Annotated in this window: 13 protein-coding genes; 8 read left to right on the top strand and 5 right to left on the bottom strand. The window is 68.9% G+C overall.

Annotated features, from left to right (window positions below):
* Window positions 1–44 precede the first annotated feature (44 nt).
* The 3 genes from ACWD04_RS25160 to ACWD04_RS25150 all read right to left on the bottom strand — a co-directional run bounded on the left by ACWD04_RS25160 (window position 45) and on the right by ACWD04_RS25150 (window position 2646).
* Complete coding sequence (locus ACWD04_RS25160) at window positions 45–1064, bottom strand: YihY/virulence factor BrkB family protein (protein WP_451135525.1); 1020 nt, start codon at window positions 1062–1064, stop codon at window positions 45–47.
* Between the two features lie 368 nt (window positions 1065–1432).
* On the bottom strand, window positions 1433–1843 hold the full coding sequence (locus ACWD04_RS25155) for a hypothetical protein (RefSeq protein WP_451135523.1): 411 nt from the start codon (window positions 1841–1843) through the stop codon (window positions 1433–1435).
* Window positions 1844–1896: 53 nt separating this feature from the next.
* The gene (locus ACWD04_RS25150) at window positions 1897–2646 is read right to left on the bottom strand and encodes an SDR family oxidoreductase (RefSeq protein WP_451135521.1); all 750 of its coding nucleotides are present in this window, start codon (window positions 2644–2646) and stop codon (window positions 1897–1899) included.
* A 294-nt stretch (window positions 2647–2940) separates the two neighbouring features.
* Between ACWD04_RS25150 and ACWD04_RS25145 the strand changes: the two genes are divergently transcribed.
* Entirely contained in the window at window positions 2941–3384 is a 444-nt protein-coding gene (locus ACWD04_RS25145; RefSeq protein ID WP_451135519.1) for an SRPBCC family protein, read from the top strand.
* Window positions 3385–3472: 88 nt separating this feature from the next.
* Here ACWD04_RS25145 and ACWD04_RS25140 read toward each other — a convergent pair whose 3' ends face one another.
* On the bottom strand, window positions 3473–3820 hold the full coding sequence (locus ACWD04_RS25140) for a hypothetical protein (protein ID WP_451135517.1): 348 nt from the start codon (window positions 3818–3820) through the stop codon (window positions 3473–3475).
* A 109-nt stretch (window positions 3821–3929) separates the two neighbouring features.
* Here ACWD04_RS25140 and ACWD04_RS25135 point away from each other — a divergent pair, with 109 nt between their 5' ends.
* Entirely contained in the window at window positions 3930–5726 is a 1797-nt protein-coding gene (locus ACWD04_RS25135; protein ID WP_451135515.1) for an ABC transporter ATP-binding protein, read from the top strand.
* Between the two features lie 277 nt (window positions 5727–6003).
* On the opposite strand, the gene ACWD04_RS25130 is transcribed toward ACWD04_RS25135, so the two are convergent.
* A complete protein-coding gene (locus ACWD04_RS25130; protein ID WP_451135513.1) occupies window positions 6004–7080 on the bottom strand; it encodes a LacI family DNA-binding transcriptional regulator in 1077 nt (358 codons plus the stop codon).
* A 793-nt stretch (window positions 7081–7873) separates the two neighbouring features.
* Between ACWD04_RS25130 and ACWD04_RS25125 the strand changes: the two genes are divergently transcribed.
* The 6 genes from ACWD04_RS25125 (at window position 7874) to ACWD04_RS25100 (ending at window position 16106) form a co-directional block, all read left to right on the top strand.
* On the top strand, window positions 7874–9883 hold the full coding sequence (locus ACWD04_RS25125) for a beta-galactosidase (RefSeq protein WP_451135511.1): 2010 nt from the start codon (window positions 7874–7876) through the stop codon (window positions 9881–9883).
* An 83-nt stretch (window positions 9884–9966) separates the two neighbouring features.
* Entirely contained in the window at window positions 9967–12306 is a 2340-nt protein-coding gene (locus tag ACWD04_RS25120; protein WP_451135509.1) for a rhamnogalacturonan lyase, read from the top strand.
* Between the two features lie 376 nt (window positions 12307–12682).
* A complete protein-coding gene (locus tag ACWD04_RS25115; RefSeq protein ID WP_451135507.1) occupies window positions 12683–14692 on the top strand; it encodes an ATP-binding protein in 2010 nt (669 codons plus the stop codon).
* Between the two features lie 7 nt (window positions 14693–14699).
* Entirely contained in the window at window positions 14700–15134 is a 435-nt protein-coding gene (locus ACWD04_RS25110) for a roadblock/LC7 domain-containing protein (protein WP_451135505.1), read from the top strand.
* Between the two features lie 2 nt (window positions 15135–15136).
* A complete protein-coding gene (locus ACWD04_RS25105) occupies window positions 15137–15508 on the top strand; it encodes a DUF742 domain-containing protein (protein WP_451135649.1) in 372 nt (123 codons plus the stop codon).
* The gene (locus ACWD04_RS25100) at window positions 15486–16106 is read left to right on the top strand and encodes a GTP-binding protein (RefSeq protein ID WP_451135503.1); all 621 of its coding nucleotides are present in this window, start codon (window positions 15486–15488) and stop codon (window positions 16104–16106) included. The genes ACWD04_RS25105 and ACWD04_RS25100 overlap by 23 nt, the downstream gene beginning before the upstream one ends.
* Window positions 16107–16126 lie beyond the last annotated feature (20 nt).

Here is a 16126-nt window from a genome sequence, read left to right as displayed (position 1 = left end):
CCCCCGCCGTATCAATCTGTCACTGTGTGGTGGGGCGGCCGGTTTCATTCGTCCTGCTGCCGTCTGTCCCGCGCGCGGCGTTCGGCGGTGGGACGGTCGGTGTGGCCCGCGGATCGGCGCTCCTCGTCCGTCCACTTCTGGGTGTCGCGCGGTTCGACGTACGGTTCCTCGTCCGCCGGACGGCCGCTGACGACTGCTCTCTCCCGAGCCATCTCCGCGTCGAACTCGAGCCCGAGTAGGATCGCCAGATTCGTGATCCACAGCCAGACCAGAAAGATGATGACACCGGCGAGGGCCCCGTACGTCTTGTTGTAGGAACCGAAGTTGGCCACGTAGAACGCGAAGGCGGCCGAGGCGACCAGCCAGATCAGCAGGGCCAGCAGGCTGCCCAGGGAGACGAACGTGAAGCCCCGGCCCTTGGCGTTCGGCGCGGCCCAGTACAGGATCGCCAGCATGATGGCCACCAGCACCACGAGGACGGGCCACTTGGCGATCGACCAGACGGTCATGGCGGTGTCGCCCGCCCCCAGTGCCGTGCCGACCTGCCGGGCCAGCCCTCCCGTGAGCACGACGATCAGGGCGCTGATGCAGGAGAGGATCATCAGCACGAGGGTCAGGCCCACGCGCACCGGGAGTACTTTCCAGGCCGGGCGGCCTTCCGGCACGTCGTACACGACGTTGGATGTGCGGATGAAGGCGGCGATGTAACCGGAAGCGGACCACAGGGCGCCCAGTAGGCCGACGACGGCCAGCACGGAGCTGGTCCCACTGCTGGACTGCAGCTGAGTCACCGCGTTGGTGATCACGTCCCGGGCCGAGCCCGGCGCGAGCTTCTGGATGTTGTCCAGGACGGTTCGCGTGGCGGAGTCGCCCGCGATGCCGAGCAGTGCGACCAGCACCAGCAGGGCGGGGAAAAGCGCCAGGATGCCGTAGTAGGTCAACCCGGCAGCTCTGTCAGTCAGTTCGTCCTGCTTGAATTCTTTGACTGTGCGTTCCAGTACGTGCCTCCAGGAACTCTTGCTGACCTGGGTCGGTGAATCAGGAGGCTTGCCGGGCTGTTTCATGGACGTTTACCCTCCGTTCTGTGCATGGTGATGTGTGCCTTCAGCGATTCCGGGCGCACCAGATTCCATCATGACGATTCATATGAAATGCGCCTCATGGCTTCATCTAGCCGTTTCAGTGCTGGGGCGGAACGCTTGCTGGGCACCCCTTGGGCGAGCGCGGAGCAGCCGGGCCGGCCTACCGGTTCACCACCGGAACGATTCCGCCGGGCCGAGGTCGCGGCGCGGAAACCTGCATCCGCCGGGCGCGGCCGCCGTGGCGACCGGCGCCTCGGCGGGCCGTGCGGACCCGGTGGCCAACGCCGGTCCTCCGGGTGCGAGTTCGCCCGTACTGGTTTCGCCACCTGCGGATCCGTCGGCGCTGTCTGTCACAGCAGATGGTCTGAGGGGCCTTCGCCCTCCCGCAACAGCCATTCCCTGACCGGCGGAGCTCGGTCCAGAAGCCGACTCACCCGCATGCCTTCTTCGCGTGACGTCACCCTCGGCAGTGGGATGAACTCGTCGGGAAGTACATCCAGAAGGCTCACCACGCGCTCTCCCGTGCGCAGCGTGATCAACAATTCGCACCGCAGCTGACGTGGAACGTCCGGGCGGTGGGACAAGCTCTGCCACACCGCCGGCCAGAGGTGATGGGCTCCCTTGGCCGCCGCATGCCTCAGTACCCACGCCGGGGCCAGCCGTTGGCTGAGGCCGAGCTCGTCCGCCCGCTCCTCCAGCCTGATCAGCGCGACCGTGTCGATGACCTTCACCTCGCGGAGCAGAGGCTGATCCGAGTCCATCGCGCCATGCTGCCCGACTGCATCCCTCGACGCGGAGCCGGCCCCGTCGACGGTCAGTCCGCAAGCGGTTCCGACGCCAGCCAGTCCGCGTAACGGGTGGGGGCGACCGAGGCGTCCTCCTTGCCCGTGAGGACGTCTCCGTGCACGGCGGCGAACATGCCGGCGGTGTCGTCCGTGATGACGGTACGGCTGATCGAACGGGCCGCGAGAGTGATCCTGCCGAGTTCGTCGAGCGGGAAGACCTCGGGTCCCGCGATGTTGTGAATCCCCTGCAAGGGAGGACCTGCGGCAACTCCGGCGACCGCGTCGGCGACGTCCTGGGCGGCGATCGGCTGGATCGGGGTGGGGGGTAGCCGGACGGTGTCACCGTCGGACGTCCAGCTCAGGATCGCGTCGACGAACTCCATGAACTGTGTGGCTCGGACGATGGAGTACGGGACCGGTCCCGCTGCGAGAATCTCCTCCTGGAGGGCCTTGGCGCGGTAGTAGTCCAGTTCGGGTACCTGGTCTACGCCGACGATGGACAGCACGACGAAGTGGCCCACCGCGGCCTTCCGGCCGGCGTTCAGCAGGTTGTCCATCGACTGCCGGAAGAAGGCCGATGCCGCCTCGTCGAAGGTCGGGGAGTTCGTCAGGTTGACGATGACGTCGGCGTCGGCGACCGCCTTCTCCAAGCCCTCGCCGGTGACGACGTCCACGCCCGTCGACTTCGAGTGCGGCACTGCCTGGTGCCCATCGGCGGCCAGCTTCTTGACGACCTTCGATCCGATGAGCCCCGTTCCACCGATCACCGCGCATTTCATGCCAGACCCTTCAGCCGGAGGACGCTCTCAATTCCGTTGCAGCTCACCGCTCCACTGAAGCACGCCCTCCTCCGGACTGCACGCGCTCCGCCTATCCGGCGCCGGTGACCGCGGCGGCTGCTGCCTCGTGAGCGCGGGCGGCGCTCGGCAGGCGCGAGACCAGGCTCACCGGCCTTGATGCGGCTGGTGCCGACCGGTGCGACCGGGAAGGCGGAGGGGCGTGCGTGTGATGCCGACGATCGGGTAGTCGGCAGCACAAGGCGTAACCGAGCGAAAGAAGGGGTTGCTTTTCTTATGTCCTCCTCCCTCGTCGAAACCGTCGACATCAAGGCGCCGGTCAGCGTCACCTGGGCCCTGTGGAGCGATGTGACGCAGTGGCCGAAGTTCCTGAGCCATGTGCGGCGGGTCGATCCGATGGATGAGCGCCGGTTCTCCTGGCAGCTGTCCCTGCCGGGGGCCGACAAGAGCTTCGTCGCGGAGCTCACCGAAGTCGTTCCGCAGGACCGGATCGCCTGGAAGACGATCGAGGGCGTGCACCACGCCGGAGTGGTCACATTCCACAGGCTCGACGACACTTCCAGCAGGGTCGCCCTGCAGATCGAGTACGACCCCAGCGGGTTCGTGGAGCGCTTGGGCGCCCTGACCAACCTCGACTCGGCACTGGCCAACTACGACCTGGGTGAGTTCCGGAAGCTGGCCGAGTCCACGGCGGCGGGTGACGGCCCTCGGGGGCTGTGACCAGAATGCCTGGCAGACGGCAATCGCCCGTGCGCACTTCTGAGGTGCGCACGGGCGATTGCCGTCTGCGGCGGAGCCCGGGCCGGGCTCAGCGTTGTGACGGCGCGGCAGGATCAGGCTGACGGTCGGCGGCCGCCTCATCGGTGTCCGCGTCCTGCCCGTGCGGTTCCACCGGCCGGTGTGCTGCCGCCGATTCTCGTGCCGTGCGCAGTGGTGACTGGGTCCACTCGGCGAACCACCAGACGCCGGCCACCACGCACGACCACAGGAGCCCGCCCAGCACCGCACGCGGCCATGGTGCATGCTCCGCCCACCGCTCCACGGCGGTCAGCACCACCCAGCCGCTGAGCAGCACGGTCAACACTCGTACACGCCTATATCTGAACATCCAGGCCCCGTACCCGGCCGGTGAGGGATTACGCAGCGTGATTTCCATGGGAATGCGCCGAGGCGAGTGGACCGGTGTCCGATGCGTACGGGTGGGGCGGTCTCTGCCCGTGGAACGGGGGTTGTCGCCGACGACGGAAGCGGGTGGGATGAACCCCATGGAGAAAGCGCTTTCACCGCACTACGCCGAACCCCTGGCACCCTTCGACCACCTCGATCACCGTTACCGCGGCGAGAACCCGGTCCGCACCCTCGGTCATCTCTTCCGTCCCGACCGTGGCCGGCTGGCCCTGGCGGTCGCCATATTCGTCGTGAAGCACAGTCCCATCTGGCTGCTTCCGCTGATCACCGCCACCGTCCTCGACGTAGTCGTCCAGCACGGCCCCGAGTCGGGCATCTGGAAGGCGAGCGGCGTACTGCTGTTCATCCTCGTGATCAACTACCCGCTCCACCAGTGGTACGTACGGTGCCTCGCCGGCAGCATCCGGCGCATGGGTACGACTCTGCGCTCGGCCCTCTGCCGCCGGATGCAGCAACTGTCCATCGGCTACCACTCACGGGTGAGTTCGAGCGTGCTGCAGGCCAAGGTGGTCCGCGATGTCGAAGCCGTGGAACAGATGGTCCAGCAGAGTTCCGACATGGGTCTCGGCGCCGTCGTCACGCTGATCGGCGGGCTGGTCGTCATAGGTGTGCGCGTGCCCGAGTTTCTTCCCGTCTTCCTCGTCGTGGTGCCGGCCTCCGGCTTCCTCGTGATGAAACTGCGTGGACGGCTGCGCAGTCACAACGAGTCCTTCCGTCGCGAGGTCGAACAACTCTCCTCCCGCGTCGGCGAGATGACCACGCTCATCCCCATCACTCGAGCCCATGGGCTGGAGCGGACCGCGCTCGGCCGGGTCGACGGTTCGCTGCGCCAGGTGTTCGCGGCCGGGATGCGCCTGGACATGCTCAACGGCCGCTTCGGGTCGCTGGCCTGGGTCATCCTCAATACGCTCGGTGTTCTGTGCCTGACGGGCTCCGCCCTGGTGGCGTACCACGGGTGGATGGCCATCACCCCTGGTGATGTGGTGATGCTCAGTTCCTTCTTCACCGTGCTGACGGGTTCCGTGACGACACTGCTGGGTCTTGCTCCGATCCTCACCAAGGGCCTGGAGTCGGTGCGCTCGGCAGGTGAGGTGCTGCAGGCACCTGACCTGGAGAACAACGCCGGCAAGGCACGTGTCGAGAGCGTTGTCGGCCGCATCGACTTCGAGGACGTCGGATACACCTACGAGGACGGGGAGCCGGCGGTCGACGGGTTCACCCTGTCCGCGCGGCCGGGGGAGACCATCGCGCTCGTCGGGGCCTCGGGTGCGGGCAAGTCCACCGTGCTCAACCTGCTCATCGGGTTCATCAGGCCCACCTCGGGCCGCATCCTGCTCGACGGAACCGATATGGCCGGGCTCGACCTCCGGACCTACCGGCGCTTCCTGTCGGTGGTGCCCCAGGAGTCGATCCTCTTCGAGGGCAGCATCCGCGACAACGTCACGTACGGCTTGGGGGACACGGACGAGGAGACGCTGATGCGTGCCCTCCGGGACGCCAACGCGCTGGAATTCGTGAACGGCCTGCAGAGCGGCCTGGACACGGTCATCGGTGAGCGCGGCGCGCAGTTGTCGGGCGGTCAGAAGCAACGTCTCGCCATCGCTCGGGCGTTGATCCGTGATCCGAGGGTGCTGGTGCTCGACGAGGCCACTTCCGCGCTCGACAACCGTTCCGAGGCCCTCGTGCAGGAGGCGCTCACCCGGCTCGTGCACGGGCGGACCGTCTTCGTTGTCGCCCACCGGCTCTCCACGATCCAGGGTGCCGACCGCATCGTGGCTATGGAGGGCGGCAAAATCGCAGAAGTCGGTACCCATGGGGAGCTGTTGCGCACGGGCGGTGTGTACGCGGGGCTCCAGCCGGCCCACCCGAGGTGACGTGGACGCGGCCGGTCCCTGGCCGGCGGTCGACGGGAGCGCCCTGACGGGGCGGGCCTGGGCGTACGGACCGGAGAGCGACGCCCGGTGGGCCGGTCACTCTCCGGCCCGCGTCCCTCGCCTCCGGCCGGGCCGCCACGACCTCACGGCCGCCAGGGCCGGCAAGGAGGCGGACGCGAGGTCCGGGCCCGCCCGTTCGGCATGTGCGGCCGGCTGCAGACCTGGCAACTCCGGCCCAGGGGAAGAGCGGACGCCCATGACATCGGTGGAAGTTCACTTACCCTTCGGCCACCGGGGCGAACGGTGCCGGCCGTGGCCCGGCAGGCGTGCCCGTGCTGTCCCGGACCGTGAGCCGGGGGGCGACCTCCTTGTACTCCGCGGGCGCTCCGCCCTCGATCTCCTGGACGAGCGCGTGCACGGCCGTCCTGCCGATGGCGGTGAAGTCCTGGTGGACGGTCGTCAGAGGGGGGATGAAATTTCTGGCTTCGGGCATGTCGTCGAAACCGGTGACGCTCACGTCCTGGGGTACGCGCCGGTGCGCTTCCGTCAGAGCGCGCAGCAGCCCCAGCGCCATCTGGTCGTTCGCGGCGAAGACGGCCGTCAGCTCCGGCTCGGCGGCGAGCCTCCGTCCGGCGTCGTAGCCGGAGTCGGAATACCAGTCGCCGTGAATCGGCTCGGGCACCGGCCGGCCGTGGGCCAGCAAGGTCGCGCGCCAGCCCCGCAGGCGCAGGTCGGCGGAGTAGGAGTCCCGGGGGCCGGCCACGTGCCAGACGGTCTCGTGGCCCAGCTCCAGGAGGTGCTCGGTCGCCAGGCGCGCGCCGGTGAACTGGTCGGTGTCCACCACGGCGGACCGGTCCGCCACCCGGGAGTCCACGGTGACGACGGGAATGCCCCGGTGGAGTCGCGCTTCGTCCGATCCGATCAGGTGCGACTCGATGAGCAGGATGACTCCGTCGACGGCCTGCTCGCCCAGGCGGTCGAGGGCGACACTCACCTCGGCGTGGGTGGGCTGAGTCAACGGCATCAGGGTGATCGTGTAGCGCCGTTCGGTGGCCGCTGCGGCGACCGCCTCCAGTGTCCGCAGATTCCCGTAGGAGGTAAGAGTGAAGACGATGACTCCGATACTGCGGAACTGGCCTGATCTCAAGGCGCGGGCCGCGCTGTTGGGGCGGTAACCCAGCTCACTCATGGCGGCCAGCACGCGCTCCCGGGTCGCGGCCCCGACGTTGCTGCGGCCATTGGCGACGCGGGACACCGTCTGGCCCGAGACACCGGCCCGCCGTGCCACGTCGTCGATGGAGGCGTCGCGCCGTCGCTGCCGCGCCTGCCCGGATTCTGCTTCCACGCCGCTCATGGCCTCTCCGCCGACGGATACGTGATCCCCGCCAGGGTATGTGAGCGGGCCCCGAACCGGTTGCGCCCGAAGTCTTCCTGCTACCGCACGTGCACCGGGGTTTGGGCTGTGCGGAGAGGGAGGCGCTTTGTTCCCGGCCGGTCTCACATTTCCGTGTGCACGGATGTTGACGTCAACATGCGGGGTGCCTAGGCTCCTCTCGAAGCGGGATACGGTCGGCGGGAACAAGGCCGAAACGTCTCGCGCCGAGCAGTGACAAGCCTTCCGTGAAGGGTCTTTGCCCTCCCGCTCCGAGGACGCCGGCGCCGCGTGTGGAGGGCGGGGTGCGCAAAGGCGTGCGGGTGGGAGTCCGCGAATGAACGCCCGTAGCCGAATCGCTGGATGCGATGACGTGAGATCCACGTCGACATCCATTGAAACGTTACAACCCCGGTGTGGCACCCCGGCCGTGCAGACGGCCCGTCAGCAGGTCGCATCGGGTAGGGCCGAGGACGACCGGACCGTACGCACGTACCCGGAATGGCCGGAGGTGGCCGCGTCGCAGGCTCGCCGGATCGTTGTCCCCGACGGCGCCGGACCGTTGAACAGACCTTGGTCCGCTACAACCGGGAGGTCGTCTTCAGCCGGATGGGCGTGCACGAGGCCGCCACGGGTTTCGTCGACGGCATGACCGACATGGTCGAGTCGGGCCGCTGAGCAGAGCCCCTCCGACCCGCAGCGCCCGCTGCCCGCACGGCAACACCCCCCCCGGCACCGGAACACGATCTGCGTGCCCTCGGAAGGATGGATCACAGTGACGACCGAACGCCCCTGGCCTCTGCATGCCGAAGGAATCGTCTACGGAGGTGACTACAACCCCGAGCAGTGGCCCCTGGACGTCCAGTTGGAGGATGTGGAACTGATGAAGGAGGCCGGTGTCGGACTCGTCAGTGTCGCCATTTTCTCCTGGGCGCAACTGGAGCCACGTGAGGGGGAGTTCGACTTCGACTGGCTGGACGCCGTGCTCGACCGGCTGCACACCGCAGGCATAGGCGTCGCCCTGGCCACCGCCACCGCGTCACCGCCGCCGTGGCTCACGCGAAAGCACCCCGAGATCCTGCCCGAACTCGGCGACGGCACGGTGCTCCACCAGGGGGCGAGACAGTCCTACGCGGTCTCCTCGCCGGTGTTCCGTGACTACGCCCTGCTGATGACCCGCCGGATGGCCGAGCGCTACCGCGACCATCCCGCGCTGGCCGTGTGGCACGTCGACAACGAACTCGGCTGCCATGTTCCGCACGACTACTCGGACGCCGCCGCCGAAGCCTTCCGCCGCTGGCTCCAGGATCGCTACGGCACGGTCGAGGCACTCAACACCGCCTGGGGCACGGCCTTCTGGTCCCAGCGCTACGACTCCTTCGAGGAGGTCCTGCCGCCGAGATCCGCTCCCACCTTCGTCAACCCGACCGAACAGCTCGACTTCGCCCGTTTCTCCTCCGACGAGCAACTGGTCCACTACCGGGCCCTGCGCGATGTGCTGCGCGAGGTCACCCCGCAGGTGCCGACGACGACGAACTTCATGATGACCACGGCCAACAAATGGGTCGACTACTTCTCCTGGTCCGAGGACATGGACGTGGTGGCCAACGACCACTACCTGGTATCCCGCGACCCCGAGGCCCACATCGGCCTCGCCTTCAGCGCCGACCTCAGCCGCGGAGTCGCGGGAGGGGCGCCGTGGATGCTGATGGAGCACTCGACGTCGGCGGTCAACTGGCAGCCCCGCAACAGCGCCAAGCGCGCCGGAGAAATGCTGCGCAACTCGCTCGCCCACGTGGCGCGAGGTGCCGACGCCGTGATGTTCTTCCAGTGGCGGCAGTCCGCCGCCGGGGCCGAGAAGTACCACTCCGCCATGCTTCCTCATGCCGGACAGGACTCCGATGTGTGGCGCAACACCGTGGAGCTGGGCCGTCACCTCCGGTCCCTGGCACCGGTCCGGGGGAGCCGTGTCGCGGCGGACATCGCTCTCGTCTTCGACTACCCCTCCTGGTGGGGCTCAGAGATGGAGGGCCATCCCACGGGGGCCCTCAGTTACCTGGACGAGATGATGCGCTGGTACCGCGCGCTGTGGCGGCGTGGCGTCACCGTGGACGTCGTGTCCCCACGGGCGGACCTGGCCGGATACCGGGCCCTGGTCGTCCCCACGCTCTACACCGTCGACGACCAGGACGCGGCACGAATCGCGGAGGCCGCGCACGCCGGCGCCAGTGTCCTCATCACCTTCTTCAGCGGCATCGTGGACGAGAACGACCACGTGCGGCTCGGCGGCTATCCCGGCGCGTTCCGCGAGCTCCTCGGCGTACGTTCCGAGGAGTTCCACCCGCTCCAGGAGGACGAGGTACTCACCCTGGACGACGGCACCCACGCCGACCTGTGGAGCGAGAAGACCCACCTCGAGGGCGCCGTGGCGGTACGCACCTGGGCCGACGGCCCACTCGCCGGGCTGCCCGCCGTCACCCGTAACAGCACCGGCCGCGGCAACGCCTGGTACGTCGCGACCCGGCCCGACGACGACGGGGTGGCGGCCGTCGTCGACGCTCTCCTCGACGAGGCGGACGTTGCCCCGGCAGTCGTCGGCCTGCCGGCCGGCGTCGAGGCCGTGCGCCGGCATGCCGACGACGGCACCGGTTTCCTCTTCCTCATCAACCACACGAACCACGCCGTCGACGTACCGGTCGTCGGCCACGAACTCCTCCGCGGCCAGGACGTATCGACACGCCTCACCGTGCCAGCGCTGGAGTGCGCCGTCGTCCACGAGCGCTGACGCCTGACGGCAGGAATCAGCCTCCGCGCCTTCGACCCAGTACCTGATCGCCGACAGAGCCACACCACCGGAAGAGAGCTGTGATGCCAGGAACCCGTCCCATCCGCCGGAGAGCCGCCGCCCTCCTCACCTCCTTCCTCGCCGGATCGCTCCTGCTCGGCGCGGGCCCTGTGACCGCACAGGCCGAGCCGTCCGACCGTGACAAGGTCACGACACGGGCCGTGCAGCTGGAACATCTCGACCGCGGGCTGGTCGCCGTACGCAGCGACGAGGGCGTGTTCCTCAGCTGGCGGCTGCTCGGACCGGAAGTCACCGGCGCCACGCAGACAGGGATGAGCGGTACCGACTTCCGTGTCTACCGGGACGGCCGGCGCCTGGCCACCGTGACGGACAGCACCAACTACCTGGACGCCGACCCGACAGGGGACGCCGTTTACCGTGTCGTCGCCGTCGTGAACGGGCGCGAGGGCCGCCGGAGCGGACCCGTCACCCCGGAGTCGAAGGACTTCTACGACCTCCCCCTGCGTAAGCCCGCCGACGGCGTCACACCGGCCGGCCAGGCGTACACCTACAGCGCCAACGACATGAGCGTCGGGGACGTCGACGGTGACGGCGCCTACGAGTACGTCGTCAAGTGGTACCCGTCCAACGCCAAGGACGTCTCCCAGGTCGGCTACACCGGTACCACGTACATCGACACCTACGAGCTCGACGGCACCCTGCTCAACCGAATCGACCTCGGCCCGAACATCCGCGCGGGCGCCCACTACACGCAGTTCCTCGTCTACGACTTCGATGGTGACGGGCGCTCCGAGACGATGCTCAAGACCGCTCCCGGCACCAGCGTCACGCGCTACGGCGCCGACGGCGAACCGGTTTCCCGGCGCTACATCACGATGCCCCGGAAGGACCGGGCGGCCGGTTACACGCATGAGGACGACTACCAGCTGAGCGCCCCCGGTTTCCGCGACCACCTGGTCAAGGTGTTCATGGGCTGGAGCACCCACCCCGAGGTGGCGGCCGGCACCTGGCCCGCCACCATCGAGAAGGCCCTCGGTATCACCGGCCGCGAGGCCTACGCCTACCCCCTCAGCCGTGCACACGCCGAGGACCTGGTCGACTACTTCATCGATGTGTACGCCCCCTCCCGCTCGGCCAACAACAAGCTGCGCACGTTCGAGGGCTTCATCCTCGAGGGCCCTGAATACCTGACCGTCTTCGCGGGCGCGAGCGGCAAGGAACTGGAGACGATCAGCTACCCGTTCGGCCGCGCCGACGACGGTCTGATGTGGGGTGACTACGCGGGCAAACGCATCGAGCCCGGCAACCGTGTCGACCGTTTCCTCGCCGGTGTCGCCTATCTCGACGGCACCCACCCCTCCGCCGTCTTCGCCCGCGGCTACTACACCCGCGCCACCCTGGCCGCCTACCGCTGGGACGGCAAGCACCTCCGGGTGGAGTGGAAGGCGGACAGCGGCTTCACGACCATGAACAACCCGTTCGACAACACCGCGGAGAGCGACGAGGGGCGCAACCCGGCGTACGCCTCGCTCACCGGCCAGGGCTTCCACTCCCTGAGTGCCGCGGACGTGGACGGCGACGGACGGCAGGAGATCGTCTACGGCTCGGCCACGCTCGACGACGACGGCAGCCTTCTGTACAGCTCCACCGGGGCGCTGCCGGACGGGAGTTCGGCGCCGGGAGAGACGGCGCGGCTGGGTCACGGTGATGCCATGCACGTCGCCGACATCGATCCCGGCCGCCCGGGGACGGAGGTCTTCGCCGTTCACGAGGGCGGAGCCTATGCCCCGTACGGCTACAGCATGCGCGACGCCGCTACCGGCGAGGTCCTCTTCGGCGGGTACACCGGCGTCGACACCGGACGCGGCATGATCGGCGACATCGACCCCTCCCGCCCCGGACTCGAGGTCTGGTCGAACGCCGTCGAAGGATCGGGCGGTGACCCCGTCGGGCTCTTCAGCGCGCAGGGCGAGCCCATCGGCAAGGAGACCCCGGGAACCAACCAGAGCATCCGCTGGGCCGGCGACCTGACCACACAGATCGTCCACGGGGCGACGACCACCACGTACGCGACACCTGAGGTCAGGGACTGGCGGCGCGGCACCCTGCTCACCGCCGAGGGCACCACGACGAACAACTACACGAAGGGAAACCCCTCCCTGGTCGCCGACGTCTTCGGGGACTGGCGCGAGGAACTGCTGCTGCCCAGCACGGACAGCTCCTCCGTCCGCATCTACGTCAGCACCGAGCTCACGCACCACAAGCTGTACACCCTGATGCACGACCCGCAGTACCGGGCGGAGGTGGCCCGGCAGCAGACCGCCTACAACCAGCCCGCCTACCCGAGCTTCTACCTGGGCTCGGACACCGATTTCTCCGAGGTGCCCATCCCGCACCTCTGAGACAGCGCGCGTACGAAGGAGCGGGGAACCCCGGACAGTCCGGGGTTCCCCGCTCCTTCGTACGCCCGGGTTCTTCCCCGCGGGCGTACGAATTCAATTCGCGCAGGGGGCCGACATTCGTCCGCCTGTGCGGAGGTGGAGGGGGACGGAATCGGCTGCCCGTGCGAGGTGTCATACCAGAGCGGGACGCCTGGCGGGCAACTTCGACAACAGCACGCCGGGCACGCGTGATGGGCGACTACCGTGTGTTGCCGGTGATCAACGATGGGCTCATATCGGTCGAGCCTGCCCCAGCCGTTGACCCGGGCCTGACCGACCACCGTAGGTGTCACCACACGAATGCCGATTCCTGGTGCCCGACGTACCGAGGACGATGATGTCTCAACTTCGCGCACCCACCGCGCGACCGGAACGCCGCGAGAGCGGACGGCACGGCCGTCCGGGTGGCCGTTCGCATTCGGCCTCCAACAGGCCGCGTGCCGCGCAGCCCGCTCCCGACAGCCGTCTGCGACAACAGCTGCTGCGCACCGCCGTCCTGCCCGCCGTGGCCGCGGTGCTCAGCGGAGCCGCGGCCGTCATCTTCACCATCCGGGCCTCCGGGGTGCGCCCGTCCGGCAGTCTCCTGGCGGCGCTCGGCGGATCCGGGGCACTCGCCGTTGCAGCCGTGGCGGCGGCCTTCCTCGGCGCCGGCCGGGTCGCCGGCGCTGTGCTCGACCGGGCTCTGACGCTCCGGCGCACCGCTGCCAGGCACCACGCCGAACTCCAGCGCGTCCTGGAACAGCTCCGCGACGGTGAGTCCCTGCCGGCCCGCCGCGCCACGCCCGCCGCCGCCCACGACGCGGACGCCTTCGATCTCCTCGCCCAGGACATGGGGCACTCGCACGACGACGCGGTAGCCGCCGTCGTCCAGGCCTCGCAGCTGCACCGCAGCAACGGGAACGAGCAGAAGGTCGAGGTCTTCGTCAACCTCGCCCGGCGGCTGCAATCCCTCGTGCACCGTGAGATCCAGATCCTCGACGAGCTGGAACACGAGGTCGAGGACCCCGACCTGCTCAAGGGGCTCTTCCACGTAGACCATCTCGCCACCCGCATCCGAAGGCACGCAGAGAACCTCGCCGTCCTCGGCGGCGCCGTCTCACGGCGGCAGTGGAGCAACCCCGTGACCATGTCCGAAGTGCTGCGCTCGGCGATCGCCGAGGTCGAACAGTACCCCCGGGTCAAGCTGGTCCCGCCGATCGACGGCACCCTGCGCGGACACGCGGTCGCCGATGTGATCCACCTCCTCGCCGAACTCGTCGAGAACGCCACCGTGTTCTCCGCGCCGCACACCCAGGTCCTGCTGCGCGCACAGCGTGTCACCGCCGGCCTCGCCCTGGAGGTGGAGGACCGGGGGCTCGGCCTGCCCGAACCCGAGCGGAAACGGATGAACACCCTGCTCGCCGACCCCGACCAGGTCAACGTCGCCCATCTGCTGCAGGACGGGCGGATCGGGCTGTTCGTGGTCGCCTCCCTGGCCCGCCGGCACGGCATCGCCGTACGGCTGCAGAGCAACATCTACGGAGGCACACAGGCGGTACTCGTACTGCCCGAGGTCCTCCTGGGCATCGACATCGATGCCGCGACGAACCCTGATGCCGCGCCGGTCCGGCCGCCAGGAACCGTGCACCGGCCGCCCGCCCGGGAAGCACCGCCCGTAACCACGCCGCAGGACGCGCCGCGGCAGCCGCCGTTCCGGCAGGATCGGACACCCCGGCAGGACCGGCGCCAAGGGGAGGGGCCGCCGCTGCCGCTGCGTGCCGAGCGGGTCGTCGGCCGCCCGAACCTCGCCGCGTCCCCACCGGGCGGCCGGCCCGTCGAGCCCGCGCCGCCGACCGGTCCCACGCCCTCGGCCGGGAACGTCATGCCGCCCGGACCTGTCCCGCCGCCGGGGTCCGTCGAGTCCGTCCGGACCGTCGTGGACCTCGGTGTTCCAGCCGGAGCGGCTCCGGCCGCCGCCGCCGTCCCCGCCCGCCCTCAGCTCCCCAGGCGCAGCAACCAGGAACATCTGGTTCCACAGCTCAGGGAGGCTCCGGTGCCGCGTGCCAGGGATGAGAACGCCCTGCTCGACCCCGGTCTGATGGCAGCCTTCCGGCGGGGCGTCGACCTCGCCGAGGCCCAGACCGCCGAGGAGCCGGAAACGGTGGATGCGTACGGCGTACCGGATTCCGCGCCCGCTGCCACCGGCCCCGCCCCGGCCATCGGGGTGCAACGGCCCCATGGCCTCGCCCCGCTGCCCTTCCGGGGCTCCACCACCACCGCGACCGGTACGGAGCGAGCGGGACCGGGGCATCAGGGATCACCCATGCCGCAACCGGATCCACGACCCGAGAACATGTTCAAGGAGTAGATGCACCATGACGAGCGAAATGCCGTCCGGCCAGGTCTCGGACCTCGACTGGCTGCTGAGCGGCCTGGTCCAACGCGTGCCTTTCACGCGCAGCGCCGTCCTCCTCTCGGCGGACGGCCTGGTGAAATCCGTGCACGGCATGGATGTCGACAGCGCCGATCACATGGCCGCCCTGGCCGCCGGCCTGTACTCACTCGGCCGAAGTGCCGGTGCCCGGTTCGGTGACAACGGAGACGTGCGGCAGGTCGTGGTCGAGCTCGACTCGACGCTCCTGTTCGTCTCGACCGCCGGCTCCGGCACCTGTCTCGCCGTCCTCGCGGACCGCGAGGCGGATGCCGCCGTGCTGGGGTATGAGATGGCCATGCTGGTCAAGAGCGTCCGCCCCTACCTGATGACGCCGCTCCGGCAGCCGGCCGGAGCGCCGTTCACCCCGGGGCTGTGAGCATGCCGGCCCAGCAGGACGGGCCGTTGCTCGACGACGCGGCAGGCCGGCTCATCCGCCCGTACACCGTGAGCAACGGCCGGACGAGGCCGACCACCGTGCTCGATCTGCTCTCCCTGGTGATGGCTACGGGGAGCGAGCCTCAGGTCGACCTCGGCCCGGAACACACCGTCGCCCTGGAACTCTGCGGCGGACCCACGTCCGTGGCGGAGATCGCCGCCCATCTCCGGCTGCCCGCCGTCATCACCAAGGTCCTTCTGTCCGACCTGGTCGACTGCGGGGTGGTCACCGCGCACGCCCCCGCGTTCCATGACATGCCAACCGACCGATCCCTGCTGGAGGCAGTGCTCGATGGTCTACGACGACAGCTCTGACAGCTCCGGAAGCTCCGAACTCTTTCCCGTGGCCCTCAAGGTCTTGGTCGCGGGCGGTTTCGGCGTCGGTAAAACGACGTTCGTGGGTGCCGTCAGCGAGATCGCACCGCTGAGTACCGAGGAGCTCCTGACGCAGGTCAGCGCGGCGACCGACAGCCTCGAAGGCATCGAATCCAAGTCGGCGACCACCGTGGCCATGGACTTCGGCCGGATCACGCTGTCCGAACAACATGTGCTCTACCTCTTCGGCACCCCGGGACAGGAGCGCTTCTGGTTCATGTGGGACGAGCTGTCGAAGGGCGCTCTCGGAGCGGTGGTGATGGCGGACACGCGCCGACTGGCCGAATGCTTTCCCGCCGTCGACTTCTTCGAGCGGCGTGGCATCGGATTCGTCATCGCAGTCAACGAGTTCGACGGCGCCTACCGTTACGAACCGGAAGAGGTGCGGGCGGCGCTCGATCTCGGGCCCGAAGTGCCGGTCGTCCTCTGTGACGCCAGAATCGCCAGCTCGGGCACAGGGGCGCTGGTCACCCTCGTCCAGCACCTCATCAGCGCCACGACGCCCGAGCCGCTTTCGGGCTTCGGGGCCCATCCGTGATCCGGTACGGGACAGGCAGG

It is taken from the genome of Streptomyces sp. NPDC002911, assembly GCF_053591835.1.
The sequence above is the reverse complement of the archived record's forward strand: the minus strand, read 5'-3'. Positions and strand labels throughout refer to the sequence as shown.